Raw genomic sequence first — 14,092 nt, 5'->3', positions numbered from 1 at the left:
GCAGATGTGAACCAGAACCCGCCGCATCGTCCCGGGGCTCCCCGGCGGGAACCGTCACAGCAGATCCGCCGCGATCCGCGCCACCGCCCGCCCCCGGTCTGGCCGCCCAACCCACCCACACCGCCGGTACCGCCCGCCGCGCGGCCGCCCGTTCAGCGGCGGCCCGCGCCGCGGCAACCCCCGCCGCCTCCGCCACCACGACGCCCGGTCTCCCCAACTCCGGCGCCTCCCCCGCCGCGGGCGTCGACCAAGAGACCGCGGCGCCTGCGCCGGTGGTTCGCGCTGCTGCTCGCCGCGATGCTGGTGCTGCTCTGCGCCGGAGTCGCCGGCGCATTCTGGCTCGACTCGACACTGCAGCGCGCACCCGTGCTCGCCGACTACCCCGAGCGGCCGCCGGCGGGCCGCGGCACCACCTGGCTACTGGTGGGCTCCGACAGCAGACAGGGCCTGTCGGTCGATGAGCAGGGCACGCTGGCCACCGGCGGCGACACCGGCAACGGCCGCACCGACACCCTGCTGCTACTGCACATCGGCGGGTTGTTCTCCGGTACGCAGCCGACGCTGGTGTCGCTGCCGCGCGACTCCTACGTCCCGATCCCGGGCTACGGCGAGGACAAGATCAACGCGGCCTACGCCTTCGGCGGTGCCCCGTTGCTGGTGCAGACCGTCGAGCAGGCCACCGGGCTCCGGCTCGATCACTACGCCGAGATCGGATTCGGCGGTTTCGCCGAGCTCGTCGACGCGGTCGGCGGGGTGACGATGTGCCCCGGCGAGCCGATCAGCGACCCGCTCGCCGGTATCGATCTGCCCGCCGGCTGCCAGGAACTGGACGGCCGCAACGCCCTCGGCTTCGTCCGCTCACGGGCCACCGCCCGCGCCGACCTGGACCGGATGACCAATCAGCGGGCCTTCATGTCCGCCTTGCTCACGCGTGCGATCAGCCCGTCGGTGCTGCTCAATCCGTTGCGCTGGTACCCCATGGCCACGGCTGCCACCGGCGCGGTGACTCTCGATGCGGGTGGGCATGTCTGGGACCTGGCCCGGCTGGCCTGGGCGCTGCAGGACAACCTGACCACGACGACCGTCCCGATCGCCGAATACACCACCAGCGATGTGGGATCGATCGTCGTCTGGGACAGCGAGGCCGCCGGCCGGCTGTTCGGCGCGCTGGCCCAGGATGCACCGGTCCCGGCAGACGTGGTGAACACCGACCAGCCGTGAGGGCGCAGGGCCGTTTCATGAGCCATCCAGCAAACTATTTTGGCTGGATGTAACGGTCATCACAGCGGTAAGGAATGGCTAACCTGATTAAGGGCGACCTTGGATGACACGCCGTCTGACCTGGCCTATTGTGGTCGGCATGAGTGATGCCAACACCCACGACACCAAATTCGACACCCTGCTCCGCGAGCAAATTCGTAGCGAGTTCACCGCGTCGCAGCAGTATGTCGCCATCGCCGTCTACTTCGACGGCGCGGATCTGCCGCAGCTGGCCAAGCACTTCTACGCACAGGCCGTCGAGGAGCGCAATCACGCCATGATGTTGGTGCAGTACCTGCTCGACCGCGACATCGACGTCGAGATCCCCGGCATCGACGCGGTGCAGAACCAGTTCGACACCCCGGCCAAGGCCCTGCGACTGTCCCTCGATCAGGAGCGCGCGGTCACCGAACAGGTCACCCGGCTGGCCAGTGTGGCCCGCGAAGAGGGCGACTACCTGGGCGAGCAGTTCATGCAGTGGTTCCTCAAGGAGCAGGTCGAAGAGGTCGCGACCATCACCACCTTGGTGCGCATCTCGGAGCGGGCCGGGGCAAATCTGTTCCACCTCGAGGACTTCGTCGCCCGTGAACTTTCGGTGGCCGGCGCCGACCCGAGCGCACCGAAGGCCGCAGGCGGCAACCTGTAATTCAGTCCCGACCGGCCCCGGTGAGCCCGTTCTCCAGCCAGTCCTTGGTACGGCCGGGATGATTCGTGGCGACCCACGCCACCCCGACATCCCGGCAGTACCGGACATCCTCGTAATGGTCGACGGTCCAGCAGTACAGGGCCCGTCCCTGGGCGGCCGCGCGATCGACGAGTTCCGGGTGCTCACGCAGCGTGGCGATGGACGGGCCCACCGCGGTCGCACCGACCGTGGTCGCGGCGCCACCGCCCAGGTAGCGCGAGGTCTCACCGAGCAGCACGGTCGGCAGCATCGGCGCGGCGCGCCGGATCCGCCATACCGCGGCCGCCGAGAAGGACATCACCACCGCCCTGGCCAGGTCCGCCGATGCCGGGGCGGCGATCCCGTAACGGTGCAGCAAAGCCAGCACCTTGCTCTCCACCAGCGCTCCATACCGCACCGGATGCTTGGTCTCGATGAAGATTTTCACCGGCCGTTTCGTGTCCAGCACCAGCGTGAGCAGGGTATCCAGGGTCAACAGCCCGGTGTCGCCGCCGGCATCGCTGTCCCGTCGGCCGGCATGCCAGGAACCGAAATCCAGCTCACGCAGTTCGGCGAGCGTCATCTCCGAGACCAGCCCCGACCCGTCCGATGTTCGGTCGACCCGGCGATCGTGCACGCAGACGAGGTGGCCGTCGCGGGTCAGTCGGACGTCGCACTCGACGCCGTCGGCACCCTCCTGCAGGGCGAGTTCGTAGGCAGCGACGGTGTGTTCGGGCCGGTCGGCGGAGGCGCCGCGGTGCGCCACGACGAACGGGTGACCCGTCGTGGCCGTTCCGGCAGTCTCAGCGTCCCCCGCGGTCATATGGCTATGCTGCCGGGTTCCGGTCCTCGGCCTCAACCGGAACGACGGATTCGTCGGCCGCACGCTCCTGCTCGGCAGGCGGTTGCCCTGCCGCGACCATCACCCAGCGTCGCGACGGCCGATCCACCGGCTGTCGTTCGAAGCCCTGATACACCTGAAGCGCCAACAGCAACGCTGCCAGTGCGATCAGGTAGGCGATGGTGGTGATCACGGTGTTGTCGGCAATGCGCTGGGCACCGTCGTAGAAGACCGTCAGCACCGTGGTGACGATGGATGCCGTCGACAGCGCGTAGCTGACGAACCAGGTGATCCACCAGCTGATGATGCGTAACCCGGTGCGCTGCTCGGCGCGAGCGAGTTCGATCACGAAGACCGGTGCGAGCACGAGGTTCACCAACGGGATCAGACAGCCCGCCCACAGCTCCCGCGGGCTGCGCGGGTCCGGGCTGCCCACATGTGCGTAGGCGGCCGCCCGGCGGGCGATCAGCCAGTTGGTCAGCACCAGGGTGGTGGCCACCACGGCGAAGAACGCCGCCACACTCGCCAACACCGGCAGCCAGGTCGCCAGCGCCGCGACGATCGGATCCAGCAGGACGGTGCGGTTGATCAACAGCAGGCCGTACCGGATCACGTGCAGCGCGGCCGCCGCACCCAACAGCGCCATGGTGATGACGACGGTGCGGCGCACCAGTGCCGATGACGGGGCGCTGCGCCCGGCAGTGACCTGGTCGGCCGCCTCCTCGTCGTCGAAGCGTTCATACAGACCCCAGCGCGGAATCTGGGAGTACCGCGGCGTGGGTCCCAGCGGCGCACGTTTGCGGCGCTGCGCCGGTGGCGCACCGGGGCGCACCGCGATCCAGCGGTACCCGGCGGGCGCGCGGCCCGGTTGGCCCGTGGCGGGCCGACCGGCGACCGGCGGCGCCGTGGTTCCCGCAGCGCCCTGCGCCCCGGGGCCAGCAGCGTGCCACGGCAGCGCGGGCACCAGACCCGCTGGCGGTCGCGCACATTCCACCGCGTCCCGCATTGGGCACAGACCTGGATCACCGGACCAGCCTACGACGCGCTCAGACGGTGCCGGCGCTGCCGTCGTCGGCACGCACCGGTCGCCCGGCCTGCGCCCAGGACAACATGCCGCCCGTCACGTTGATCGGTTCGAAGCCGTTGCGGGCGAGATACTGCGCGACCCGCTGGGAGCGCCCACCGGCGTGGCAGATCACGTAGAGGGTGGCATCCCGGTCGATCTCGTCGATGCGGGCGGGGACATCTGCCATCGGAATGTGCTGGGCACCGGTCACGTGGCCGCGCTGCCATTCGTCGGGCTCCCGCACGTCGAGCAGCACCACCGAGTCGTCGAGGGTCAGTGGCAACGCACCGACCTCGATCTGCATCACATCGTCGGACATGCCGTCCATGCTGGCACGCACGGCATCCGGTCGCACCAGATTCCCGCGTGGCGCAATGTGTCGCACCGCGACAGCAATTTCGACGCTATCCACAGTTTCCACAGGTTCATCCACAGGCTGCGGCACCCCCACTCCGCCGGTTTCCCTGGACTTCTGTCCAGTACCTGTGGATAAACCGGGGTTCACAGCCGGGCATGATCAACAGCTTCAAAAGCGGCCTGAGCAAAATGATCAGGCTCCGACGATCTCGGCGGCGGACATCCGGATCGGCCGGATTCGATCGCGGACCCCCGCCCGGGCCCGATTTTTCTGCGGGCGAAACAAGGTCTATGATCGGCGTCACAACACACCGTGTGACAGATCTCACTGGGGGATGGTTTGATCGTGCAGGTCAGGAGCTTGTGATGGCAGCACACCCGCTTGGTCCGGGTTCGGGGACGTCGTCTGATTGGCAGTCCTCGCGCCAGTACACCAACAACCAGGTCGTTGCCCTCATTCGCGCCTCGGTGATCGCGCTCGTGCTGCTGGGCGTCCTGGCAGCCATCGTCTTGCTCTGACCGCCTCCGAGGTTTCGGCGGATCCCTGACGGGAACCCCCGTCCTTGCGGTGCACGCGGGTATGGACCAAGGTTGAGGTCGAGCTTGTTGTCGATATACGCGACGCCGAACTCCCTCGCGATCCATGATTAGGAAGGAACCCAGTGGCTGAATACACACTGCCAGAACTCGATTACGACTATGGCGCGCTGGAGCCCCACATTTCCGGGCAGATCAACGAGATCCACCACAGCAAGCACCACGCCACCTATGTCAAGGGCCTCAATGACGCCCTGGCCAAGCTCGAAGAAGCCCGCGCCGGCGACGACCAGTCGGCGATCTTCCTCAACGAGAAGAACCTCGCCTTCCACCTCGGCGGACACGTCAACCACAGCATCTGGTGGAAGAACCTGTCCCCCAACGGCGGCGACAAGCCCGAAGGCGAACTGGCCGCCGCCATCGACGACCAGTTCGGATCCTTCGACAAGTTCCGCGCCCAGTTCACCGCCGCGGCCAACGGCCTGCAGGGATCGGGCTGGGCCGTGCTGGGCTACGACAGCTTGGGCCAGCGCCTGCTGACCTTCCAGCTCTACGATCAGCAGGCCAACGTGCCCCTGGGCATCATCCCGCTGCTGCAGGTCGACATGTGGGAGCACGCCTTCTACCTGCAGTACAAAAACGTCAAGGCCGACTACGTCAAGGCCTTCTGGAACGTCGTCAACTGGGCCGACGTCCAGGACCGCTACGCCAAGGCCACCGCGAACACCGGCGGACTCATCTTCGGCTGAGTTCACCTCCTCTCACGTCAAGAGCCCCGCGCGCTTCGGCACGCGGGGCTCTTTACTTTTCGTACATCCGCTGTTCTGGCACTCGTGTCCTCTTGCGTGCCAGTGCCGGCCTACCGCATCCTGTGCACAGCGACCCACAGCAGTGTCGGAGGCGGTTACCAGCAAGCACCACTGTCGGGAGGCCACATGGACACCGGAGCAGGTAGAGCGGTGGAGATCGCACCGTTCCATTCGCGGGGCACCCTCAAGGGATTCGTGGTGTCGGGCCGTTGGCCGGATTCCACCAAGGAGTGGGCACAACTGCTCATCGTCGCGGTCCGGGTGGCGTCACTGCCCGGGCTGCTGTCCACCACAACGATTTTCGGTGTCCGCGAGGAACTTCCCGAGAAACCGGAGCCCGGCACCGTCGGCCTGGTGCTGGCGGAGGGCCCTGTCGTCGGTGAATCCGCGGTTCCGCCGGGTTTCTTCGCCGACCATCAGCCCGCGGCGCTGCTGATGCTGCACCCGCCCTCGGAGACCACACCGTCACTGCCCGAATGCGCCGGCGCGGCGTCGGGGTGCGTGTTGTTGCCCGGCATCCCCCATCTGGGCCTGGAGCACCGCGCCGCCTGGGTCGAGGCCGAGGCCGATGGCACCATCACCTCGATGGTGAGCCGGGTGGGCGTCGACCCGATCAGCCATCCCGACACCGCGATCCTGGCCATGCTGCTGGCCGCATAGCCCTCGGCTCCTTTCGCGGGGCCACCTCTTCCCACGCTCCGCCGAGCGTAGGCTCAGCAAACCTCTTCATAACATTTCGGCCACGGTTCGGCCACGATGCCGCGTCCGGCAGATGCCGAGCTCAGCAATTGTGTCCTCAACTCAGGGCCCGCCGATGTCTACCCGTCCCCCACTTCGCCGGTACTGACAGCAAAGGTGAAGTGCAGATTTGCTGTGCGACGCCCGAACGCTGCCGGTCAGCTATGGGGTTACTGTGACAACACATCAAGATCAACGGATCTCGGCAAAACAGCGCGGCCGTTAGTTTTCGGTTCGCCAGATCACAACGTCGCAGCGTGGGCGCGAGGTTGACGTGCTGCTACAGGACCCTGCAGCGACCCTTTGAGCAGGGTAGTGTTACTTTTCTGTGGTTTGCACTTGGTTGTGGCGAGATCACTCGCTACGATGATCAGCAAATACGAACCTATTGCAGACAGCTCGTAGGCCATGTGGAGGAAAGTTAGATGAGCAAGACGTTCGCCGCCCGACTGAACCGCCTCTTCGATACGGTTTACCCTCCTGGGCGCGGGCCGCACACATCCGCTGAGGTGATCGGCGCACTCAAGGCAGAGGGTGTCACGATGTCCGCTCCTTACCTTTCGCAGCTGCGGTCCGGCAACCGCACCAACCCGTCCGTGACGACCATGGCCGCCCTGGCCAACTTCTTCCGGATCAAGCCGGCGTACTTCACCGACGACGAGTACTACGAGAAGCTGGACAAGGAACTGACCTGGCTGGCCAGCATGCGCGACGAGGGCGTGCGCCGCATCGCCGCACGCACCGTCGGCCTGTCCCCCGAGTCCCAGCAGGATCTTGCCCTCAAGGTCGACGAGCTGCGTCGCCGGGAAAATCTCGACGGCTGATCCCGTTCGGGATCACCGCCACAAACGGTGTCGTCACGCGCAAGCGTGACGGCACCGTTTGTGCGTTCAGGCCCGAGACGGCGTGCCGATCTCCAGTTCGCGAAATTGCTCGGCGATGGCGAGTATCCACTCCCGGTCCGAGTAGGTCGTCGGCTGGCGCAGCCAGTTCAGCCCCGGAAAGGCCGCGTGCGCTTCGTCACGGCCCGCACCGCGGCCCGCAAAGATCCACTCCGCGATACCGCGGGCTTGTTCGTCGGCGGGCACCGGCGGCGAATCGAGATCCGCGATATCGGCGATGTTCAGGGACTCCTCGATATCGCGCTGGCCCGCGGTGGCATCCACCGTGCGAAGCCGCGCGCCCTCGGCCGCAATGGCTTCCAGGTACAGCGAGTCCGAGATCAGTGACATCTGCTCGGCGACCCGGAACAACAGCGGTCCACGGGGCCGCACCCCGATACCCACGTCCGGGTGCCGGGTGTTGAGCTCGGCCAGCAGCGGCTGAATCGTGCGCAGCTCCCGGCGCGCACCGAACCAGTCCTCCACGCTGGGCAACAGCGATCCGCCGGCCACCACCAGCATCGCGCAACCCAGCAGCGTCGCGGCCGCACCCACACCGAGGACGTCGGTGTTGCCCACCGCGCGGAGCAGAAAGAAGGCACTCGACAGGACCATGAGAACCATGCCGATGCTGAAGACGAAGAGGGCACGGCCACGCCGGGTCCGGTTGGAATGACGCACCCCCGCCCACGCGACGAGAGTCAGCGCGAGCAGCACGTAGAGCAGTGGCAGCAGCCACGACGACGAGCCGCCCGGCGCCAGGTTGCGCCGCATGTACTCCTCGGGCGCCATCTCCGGCATCTGCGGGGCCCGGAAGAACGCCACCAGGGTGGCCACCGCGATGGCGGCCGCAACGATGTATTGGCCGATGGCGATGCGGCGAATGACGGTCGGTTTACGCTCCGACGCGACCGTCGTGATCATCACGCAGCTGCCCGCCGCGCAGCCGATCAACGCAACCTGACTGAGCGCGACCGCGACGTTCGGCCACCGCAGGGCGGTGTCGATCAGCAAGGTCAACGGCTGCCAGTTGAGCGCTGCGACGATACCGAGACTGCCCAGCGCGAGGATCATCGCGGTGCTCACCAGGGATTGCTTGTTGACCAGCGCCCACCCGATTCGCAAGCCGGTCGCCAGCCCGAGGAGACCGGCGATCACCCAGACGATCAACCAAACGCCTCCCCGAGCCGCACCTGCACGATCGACGAGCGATCGGACGGTAGCCGGCCAAGACGATAGATGAGCAGCGCGGCGAAGTCCTCGGCCTCCTGCTCGGCCTCTTCACCCGCGGGCCCCATACACCCGGTCCGCTGATTGAGCATGTACCCGATGAGGTCGGACCCGGCCAGCTCCATGGTCTCTCGCGCGGCCTCCACCACCGGGGTGCCTGCGTGACCGAGCACGAGATGGCCCAGCTCGTGGGCCAGCGTGCGGTCCCAGGCGGGCAGCCCCTTCTGGATCAGAAAGACATCATGGTCGGCGTATTGGCGCCACTGTCCACAGACACCCGGGGGCAGATCGGCCATCTTGATCCTGATCGGGCGGCCCTGATCCTCGGCGACCGCTTCGACCAGACGCGGCAACGACACCTCGCCCCGGCGTGGCGCAAGGTCGAGCACGGAACTGACCGCGCGGGTCACGCGGCGACTTGCCGGCATGGCCTTCTCCTTTCCCTCAGGTCCACTATGGCGCTCCACTGTCTGGCAGATGCCCGAATCCGGTCAACTCGAGAACCTTGCTGAACCACTGGCCCGGATCGCCAGTCCGGCACGCGCCTGCCGATAGCCGATCAACCCGCCCAGGCCGGTGAGCAGCATGATGGCGGTTGCTCCCGGGACCGCGACGGCGATGACTTGAGGCATTCCGGCGGTCCGGAGGTATTCGCCGTACCCCGCACGATAGGACGCAGGCACCACGGTGTCATTGCGCGGTGCGGCGGGGCGTTCGGCCGGCGTGACCCGTGACGGGGCGGGCGGCCTCGCGGGACTCCCGGGTGCCTGCGCTCGCGGTCCCGCGCCGCCTCCACCTCCCAACCCGGGCAACGGCGGCGGCAGCACGATGACGGGCATCGACAGCACCGGCATGGCCGCCGGCGCGACAAGTCCGGGCAGGGGTTCCTGGGGGTCGGGGACCACCGGCAGCACCGGGGATTCCGGGAGCAGTTCGCGCGGCGGCGGTATCTCCAGCCCGGGGGGAGCACCCGGCCGGCCGGCCGGCGGCTGAGCGGTCGACGGCGCGCCGCCTCCGTAACCGTCGCCGCCGTTCGGCGCCGACGGGTCGCTGTCGGGCGGCAGTGGCCACCAGCCCCATCCGCACTCGTCATCTTCTTCGTCGTCGGCTTTGGCGTCGCCCGTGTCGTCTCCTTCGGCGGCCGGCACACTGACGTCGTGTTCGCCGGGAGCAACGCCGGGCGGAGTTTCTCCGGCTTCAGCTGCGGCCTCGGGGAGTTTGCTGGAGTCGCTCTCGACGGCATCGGCCGAGCGCGCCGGAAGATCCGCGGTTCCCCTTGGGGGAGCCGCCGAACGCGGGCCCGGCGAACCCGGTCCGGCCCGGGTCACCGTATCGACGCCACGCGGTGCACTGCGACGGGACTGACCAGCAGTCTCGTCCGAACCCCTATCCGCGGTCCCGGTACCCGCTGCGTCCCCGCTGCTGTCGGGCTCGGCTAACGCCACAGCTCCGGACGCACCACCCACGAACAGCCCTGATGACACCAGGCAGGCAGCCGCGGCGACTCGCATGCGCGAACCCACGTCGTCACCACCCCTCATGGCGTCTCACGGCGCACAGGCAATCTTTCGGCAATTGTCGCATACACCGGTGTACGTGTTTGCTGCCGAAAGTGATCCGGTTCCACGCAAGGCCGCCGAGAGTGGTATGGCCGGCAGAACGATAGGGTTGGCCGCATCGTGGCACCGTGATCGGGGCGACGCGGACGAGATGACCGGGAGGCAATGCCGATGGGCCTGTTCACGCAACGCAAGAGCCGGTCGGCCCGTCGCGCCGAGGCTCGGGCCATCGGGCGCGCGACCAAACGTGCGCTCACCAAGGGAGCCAAGCTGGAGGCCAAACTCGCGGCGCGCAACGACGCGCGGCGCATCAAGGCCGATCGCAAGGCGCAGACCCAGGCGATCAAGGCCCAGCTCAAGGCCCAACGGGACAGCGACCGTGCCGCACTCAAGGTTGCTGAGACCCAACTCAAGGCAGTCCGCGAGGGCAAACTGCTGTCCCCGATGAAGATTCGCCGGACACTGACCGTGTCCCGGCTGCTGGCGCCGGTCCTGGTGCCGCTGGCCTACCGCGGTGCGATCGCGATCCGCGGCCTGCTCGACCAGCGCCGCGCCGATCAGCTCGGTGTACCGCTGGCCCAGATCGGTCAGTTCTCCGGGCATGGGGCGATCCTGTCGGCCCGGATCAATGGTGCCGAACAGGCCACCCGGCGGGTCGCCGAGAAGAACCCCAAGGACGTCGAGACCAAGCAGTTCGTGGCCGCCATCAACGACCGGTTGACCGACCTGTCCGCTGCCGTCACCGCCGCGGAGAACATGCCCACGGCGCGCCGAAAGGCCGCCCACGCGGCCATCGGCCAGCAGCTCGACGGTATCGACGCCGACGTGATGGCGCGGCTCGGCCTGGTCTGATGACGATCTACGCACGGATCCTGGCACCCCTGTTGGCTCTGCTCCTGACGGGGCTTTCCTTGGCCGGGGCCGGCCCCGCCGCGGCGCACGCCACACTGATCTCCTCGGATCCGGCGCCCGGCACAGCACTGGCTGCGGCGCCCGCCAAGGTCAGCGCCACCTTCAGCGAAGACCTGCAGACCGCGTTCGCTGCGATGACCGTCGTCGGCCCGGACGGCAATCTGTGGTCCACCGGTGACGTCAGGGTGAACGGCCCGGTGGCAGAGGTCGACGTGCGCCCACTCGGTCCGGCGGGTACCTATACGGCCAACTACCGCGTCACCTCCGCGGACGGCCATGTCATCACCGGATCCTGGGCTTTCGAGCTGACCGCCGCCGCAACGGGTACGCCCGGTCCGTCGGTCGCACCCGCTGCCGCACCCGCTGCCGCGCCGGCAGCGGCGACCGATGACGGCCTCCCGGTGTGGCCGTTCGTGATCGCGGCGGTGGTGCTCGTCGGTGCCGGCGTGTGGTGGAGCCGACGCCGCACGTGACGCCGACCCGGCGGGCGTGCCTGGGCGCACTCGTCGTCGCCCTCAGCATCGCGCTGGCCTGGATTCTCAGCCGCCCCGACGATGCTCTCGTGGCGACCCTCACCCGGCTGCTCGCCGACGGTGCCGCCGTGCTGGTGCTCGGCCTCGCGGTGGTGCCGTGGCTCGACACCGCGCGCTACCGCGCCGAACTCGCCCGGCGCAGCACCGCCGTCCTGGCGGTGGCAGCCTGGGTGTGGCTGGCCGCCGAACTGATCCGTCTGGTGCAGACCGCGGCCGATACCGCCGCAATCACGGTGCGCGACCTCGGGGTACGGACCGCGTTCGAGTTCGCCGTGTCGACGACGGCCGGTCGGGCCGATCTGATCTGCGTGGTGGCGGCACTGCTGGTGGTCGTGCTGACCATCGCGGTACGTAACCCAGGCGGGTCCCTGGTGATCGCCGGCGTCGCCGCACTCGGTACCGCCGCGCGCACCCTGGCCGGGCATCTGTCCGAGAGCGCACTCGGCGGACTGGGGGTCACGCTGCATGCCCTGGCGGCGGCGCTGTGGTGCGGTGTGCTCGCGGCGATCGTGCTCGTGGTGGACCGCCGCGGCCAGTGGGCCCGGGTGCTGCCCCGTTTCTCGGCACTGTCGTTGTGGTCGGTGCTGGTGCTGTTGGCGGGCGGGGTGCTCAGCGCCGCGGTGGTGATCGGGGCCCCGGCCGAGCTGGTCGGCACCGGATACGGCCGGCTGTTGGTGGCGAAGGTCGTCGTGACCGCGGTGCTGATGGCGCTGGCCTGGCAGAACAGGTCCCGGTGGTTACCGTCGGCACGTGGTCACCGGGCCAGCGCCGAGCTCTCGACCCGGCGCGCCGATACCGAGCTCGCCTTGATGGCGGTGGCATTGACGTTGGCCGCCGCCCTGGCGGTCACGGGGTGACGCCGATCGCCGGGCTGGCATGATGGGTTGCACTGCGCTGGACGACACTGCAAAGGAGCAGCACCATGGGCGACGAGCAGGACCTTCCCGAACAGAAGGCCCCCGCTGAGCAGGTCCCGGTTGACCCACCTGCTGCGCCTCCGGCCGCCAAGACTCCGGCAAAGAAGGCACCGGCCAAAAAGGCACCCGCCGCGAAGAAGGCCGCCCCCGCCAAGAAGGCGCCGGTGAAGAAGGCCGCACCGGCCAAGAAAGCTCCCGCCGCGAAGAAGGCGCCGCCGGTCAAGGCCACACCGGCCGAGCCGGCGCCGGTCGTTGCGGACCCGGCCGAACCGACGGCAGTAGCCAAAGAAGCCGCCAAAGAAGTTGCCGCGCAGGCGAAATCCGCGGTAGCTGCCGCCATGCCAACACCGTCCGCGGTGCCGGCCCTCGGTCCGGATCAGTCCCGGCTGCCGCTGGTGGCCGCGATTGCCGTCGGTGTGCTCGCGGTCGTGGTCGTGCTGCTGGCCCGCCGCGGTTCCGACGAGGACTGAGGTTTCCCGCGGCGGGGCTTGACCCTCACGCGACGTCAGGGCAGATAGTGGGTCCATGGACGTGAGAACCGTCGGCAGCGTCGCCGCCCTGACCGGGCTCTCCGTGCGCACCCTGCACCATTACGACCACATCGGTCTGGTGGTGCCCGGCGTGCGAACCCCGGCCGGTTACCGCGGCTACACCGACGCCGATGTCGAGCGATTACACCTGGTGCTGGTGTACCGCGCGGCGGGGCTGCCGCTGGATGAGATCCGCGTCCTGCTCGACGACCCCGAGGTCGACGGGCTGACCCGGCTGCAGCGCCAGCACGCCCTGCTCCTCGAGCGGGCCGAAGGTCTGCAGCGCACGATCAAGGCAGTGGAGGAACTCATGAACGCGCATCGCAGCGGCATTCAGCTGACCGCCGAAGAACAGGTCGAGATCTTCGGGACCACGGCATTCGGCGAGGAGTATGCGGTCGAAGCCGAGCAGCGCTGGGGCGACACCGATGAATGGAAGCAGTCCCGGCAGCGGGTCGCCCAGCTGACGAAACAGGACTGGATCGATCTCAAGGCCGAGGGGGACGCGCTCCTGGAAGACCTGGCGGCCGCCAAGCGGGCCGGCGTGCGCCCCGGCGAACCGGAGGCCGACGCACTGGCCGCCCGGCACCGCGCGAGTATCGAGCGCTTCTACGACTGCGGCAGCGAGATGCACCGCGGACTGGTCGAGATGTACCTGGCCGATCCGAGGTTCACGGCCTACTACGACGATGTCGAACCGGGTCTGGCGCAGTTCGTGCACGATGTGGTGCTCGCTAGCATCATGGCGTGAGCATCGAACCGCGCGCGACCGCTGACCTTGTCGACGAGATCTACCCCGACGTCCGCAGCTGCGATCTGCAGTTGCGCAATTACGGGGGTGTCACGTCCTTCGCCGGCCGGATCACCACGGTGCGCTGCTTCGAGGACAACGCCCTGCTCAAGTCGATCCTGTCCACGCCGGGTGACGGCGGGGTGCTGGTGGTCGACGGTGGCGGTTCGCTGCACACCGCGCTGGTCGGTGACATCATCGCCGGCCTGGCCGCCGAGAACGGCTGGGCCGGAGTGATCGTGCACGGCGTGGTACGCGATGCGGCCGCGCTGCGCACCATCGAGGTGGGCATCAAGGCGCTGGGTACCAATCCGCGCAAGGGCACCAAAACGGGTGCGGGAGAACGTGATATCGAGGTTTCCTTCGGCGGCGTCACGTTCGTCCCCGGTGAGATCGCCTACAGCGACGAGGACGGGATCGTCGTCGTCGCTGCAGGCGACCAGACAGCCGCGTCGCTGTAGGCCGGTG

The 14,092-nt window shown here is 68.3% G+C and carries 17 protein-coding genes and 1 pseudogene; 12 read left to right on the top strand and 6 right to left on the bottom strand.

The window, feature by feature from the left end:
* Window positions 1–6: 6 nt before the first annotated feature.
* Together EXE63_RS16515 and EXE63_RS16510 are read left to right on the top strand one after the other, a co-directional pair.
* Window positions 7–1,221, top strand: a complete 1,215-nt coding sequence (locus EXE63_RS16515) for an LCP family protein (RefSeq protein WP_436277751.1) — start codon at window positions 7–9, stop codon at window positions 1,219–1,221.
* A 139-nt stretch (window positions 1,222–1,360) separates the two neighbouring features.
* Entirely contained in the window at window positions 1,361–1,906 is a 546-nt protein-coding gene (locus tag EXE63_RS16510) for a ferritin (RefSeq protein ID WP_168142827.1), read from the top strand.
* Window position 1,907: 1 nt separating this feature from the next.
* Here EXE63_RS16510 and EXE63_RS16505 read toward each other — a convergent pair whose 3' ends face one another.
* The 3 genes and pseudogenes from EXE63_RS16505 to EXE63_RS16495 form a co-directional block, all read right to left on the bottom strand.
* Window positions 1,908–2,747, bottom strand: a complete 840-nt coding sequence (locus tag EXE63_RS16505) for a glycerophosphodiester phosphodiesterase (RefSeq protein WP_168142826.1) — start codon at window positions 2,745–2,747, stop codon at window positions 1,908–1,910.
* 4 nt (window positions 2,748–2,751) lie between these two features.
* Window positions 2,752–3,791: pseudogene (locus EXE63_RS16500) on the bottom strand (DUF4328 domain-containing protein).
* 20 nt (window positions 3,792–3,811) lie between these two features.
* The gene (locus EXE63_RS16495; RefSeq protein WP_168142825.1) at window positions 3,812–4,150 is read right to left on the bottom strand and encodes a rhodanese-like domain-containing protein; all 339 of its coding nucleotides are present in this window, start codon (window positions 4,148–4,150) and stop codon (window positions 3,812–3,814) included.
* A 404-nt stretch (window positions 4,151–4,554) separates the two neighbouring features.
* Here EXE63_RS16495 and EXE63_RS16490 point away from each other — a divergent pair, with 404 nt between their 5' ends.
* From EXE63_RS16490 to EXE63_RS16475, 4 genes are all read left to right on the top strand, one after another.
* On the top strand, window positions 4,555–4,707 hold the full coding sequence (locus tag EXE63_RS16490) for a hypothetical protein (protein WP_168142824.1): 153 nt from the start codon (window positions 4,555–4,557) through the stop codon (window positions 4,705–4,707).
* Window positions 4,708–4,850: 143 nt separating this feature from the next.
* The gene (locus EXE63_RS16485; protein WP_168142823.1) at window positions 4,851–5,474 is read left to right on the top strand and encodes a superoxide dismutase; all 624 of its coding nucleotides are present in this window, start codon (window positions 4,851–4,853) and stop codon (window positions 5,472–5,474) included.
* 186 nt (window positions 5,475–5,660) lie between these two features.
* On the top strand, window positions 5,661–6,194 hold the full coding sequence (locus tag EXE63_RS16480) for a peptidase (RefSeq protein WP_105361628.1): 534 nt from the start codon (window positions 5,661–5,663) through the stop codon (window positions 6,192–6,194).
* Between the two features lie 503 nt (window positions 6,195–6,697).
* A complete protein-coding gene (locus tag EXE63_RS16475) occupies window positions 6,698–7,096 on the top strand; it encodes a helix-turn-helix domain-containing protein (RefSeq protein ID WP_057171181.1) in 399 nt (132 codons plus the stop codon).
* 66 nt (window positions 7,097–7,162) lie between these two features.
* Here EXE63_RS16475 and EXE63_RS16470 read toward each other — a convergent pair whose 3' ends face one another.
* The 3 genes from EXE63_RS16470 to EXE63_RS16460 form a co-directional block, all read right to left on the bottom strand.
* On the bottom strand, window positions 7,163–8,323 hold the full coding sequence (locus EXE63_RS16470; RefSeq protein WP_168142822.1) for a hypothetical protein: 1,161 nt from the start codon (window positions 8,321–8,323) through the stop codon (window positions 7,163–7,165).
* Window positions 8,320–8,811 carry an ImmA/IrrE family metallo-endopeptidase gene (locus EXE63_RS16465; RefSeq protein WP_105361626.1) on the bottom strand — a complete coding sequence of 164 codons (492 nt, stop codon included), beginning with the start codon at window positions 8,809–8,811 and terminating at the stop codon, window positions 8,320–8,322. The genes EXE63_RS16470 and EXE63_RS16465 overlap by 4 nt, the downstream gene beginning before the upstream one ends.
* A gap of 63 nt (window positions 8,812–8,874) precedes the next feature.
* Window positions 8,875–9,711 carry a hypothetical protein gene (locus tag EXE63_RS16460; RefSeq protein WP_168142821.1) on the bottom strand — a complete coding sequence of 279 codons (837 nt, stop codon included), beginning with the start codon at window positions 9,709–9,711 and terminating at the stop codon, window positions 8,875–8,877.
* 402 nt (window positions 9,712–10,113) lie between these two features.
* On the opposite strand from EXE63_RS16460, the gene EXE63_RS16455 reads away from it, so the two are divergent.
* The 6 genes from EXE63_RS16455 (at window position 10,114) to rraA (ending at window position 14,085) form a co-directional block, all read left to right on the top strand.
* Window positions 10,114–10,794, top strand: a complete 681-nt coding sequence (locus EXE63_RS16455; RefSeq protein ID WP_168142820.1) for a DUF6474 family protein — start codon at window positions 10,114–10,116, stop codon at window positions 10,792–10,794.
* On the top strand, window positions 10,794–11,327 hold the full coding sequence (locus tag EXE63_RS16450; protein WP_168142819.1) for a copper resistance CopC family protein: 534 nt from the start codon (window positions 10,794–10,796) through the stop codon (window positions 11,325–11,327). The genes EXE63_RS16455 and EXE63_RS16450 overlap by 1 nt, the downstream gene beginning before the upstream one ends.
* A complete protein-coding gene (locus EXE63_RS16445; protein WP_234904589.1) occupies window positions 11,306–12,244 on the top strand; it encodes a CopD family protein in 939 nt (312 codons plus the stop codon). Before EXE63_RS16450 ends, EXE63_RS16445 begins: the two co-directional genes overlap by 22 nt.
* Window positions 12,245–12,309: 65 nt before the next feature.
* Window positions 12,310–12,774 (top strand): hypothetical protein, encoded by a 465-nt coding sequence (locus EXE63_RS33290; RefSeq protein ID WP_168142818.1) that lies wholly within the window; start codon window positions 12,310–12,312, stop codon window positions 12,772–12,774.
* Between the two features lie 55 nt (window positions 12,775–12,829).
* Window positions 12,830–13,585 (top strand): MerR family transcriptional regulator, encoded by a 756-nt coding sequence (locus EXE63_RS16435; RefSeq protein WP_168142817.1) that lies wholly within the window; start codon window positions 12,830–12,832, stop codon window positions 13,583–13,585.
* Window positions 13,582–14,085, top strand: coding sequence for a ribonuclease E activity regulator RraA (gene rraA, locus EXE63_RS16430; RefSeq protein ID WP_168142816.1), 504 nt, complete (start codon window positions 13,582–13,584; stop codon window positions 14,083–14,085). Before EXE63_RS16435 ends, rraA begins: the two co-directional genes overlap by 4 nt.
* Window positions 14,086–14,092 lie beyond the last annotated feature (7 nt).

The sequence above is a fragment of the Mycolicibacterium frederiksbergense genome (assembly GCF_012223425.1).
Taxonomy (GTDB): domain Bacteria; phylum Actinomycetota; class Actinomycetes; order Mycobacteriales; family Mycobacteriaceae; genus Mycobacterium; species Mycobacterium frederiksbergense.
This window is presented reverse-complemented; position numbering and strand designations above follow the sequence as displayed.

Excerpts from the sequence above, each read along its gene's own strand:
- EXE63_RS16475 (WP_057171181.1), top strand. The coding sequence starts at position 6,698 with ATGAGCAAGACGTTCGCCGCCCGACTGAACCGCCTCTTCGATACGGTT.
- EXE63_RS16490 (WP_168142824.1), top strand. The coding sequence starts at position 4,555 with ATGGCAGCACACCCGCTTGGTCCGGGTTCGGGGACGTCGTCTGATTGG.
- EXE63_RS16495 (WP_168142825.1), bottom strand. The coding sequence starts at position 4,150 with ATGTCCGACGATGTGATGCAGATCGAGGTCGGTGCGTTGCCACTGACC.
- EXE63_RS16510 (WP_168142827.1), top strand. The coding sequence starts at position 1,361 with ATGAGTGATGCCAACACCCACGACACCAAATTCGACACCCTGCTCCGC.
- EXE63_RS16455 (WP_168142820.1), top strand. The coding sequence starts at position 10,114 with ATGGGCCTGTTCACGCAACGCAAGAGCCGGTCGGCCCGTCGCGCCGAG.
- EXE63_RS16465 (WP_105361626.1), bottom strand. The coding sequence starts at position 8,811 with ATGCCGGCAAGTCGCCGCGTGACCCGCGCGGTCAGTTCCGTGCTCGAC.
- EXE63_RS16435 (WP_168142817.1), top strand. The coding sequence starts at position 12,830 with ATGGACGTGAGAACCGTCGGCAGCGTCGCCGCCCTGACCGGGCTCTCC.
- EXE63_RS16505 (WP_168142826.1), bottom strand. The coding sequence starts at position 2,747 with ATGACCGCGGGGGACGCTGAGACTGCCGGAACGGCCACGACGGGTCAC.
- EXE63_RS16450 (WP_168142819.1), top strand. The coding sequence starts at position 10,794 with ATGACGATCTACGCACGGATCCTGGCACCCCTGTTGGCTCTGCTCCTG.
- EXE63_RS16480 (WP_105361628.1), top strand. The coding sequence starts at position 5,661 with ATGGACACCGGAGCAGGTAGAGCGGTGGAGATCGCACCGTTCCATTCG.
- EXE63_RS33290 (WP_168142818.1), top strand. The coding sequence starts at position 12,310 with ATGGGCGACGAGCAGGACCTTCCCGAACAGAAGGCCCCCGCTGAGCAG.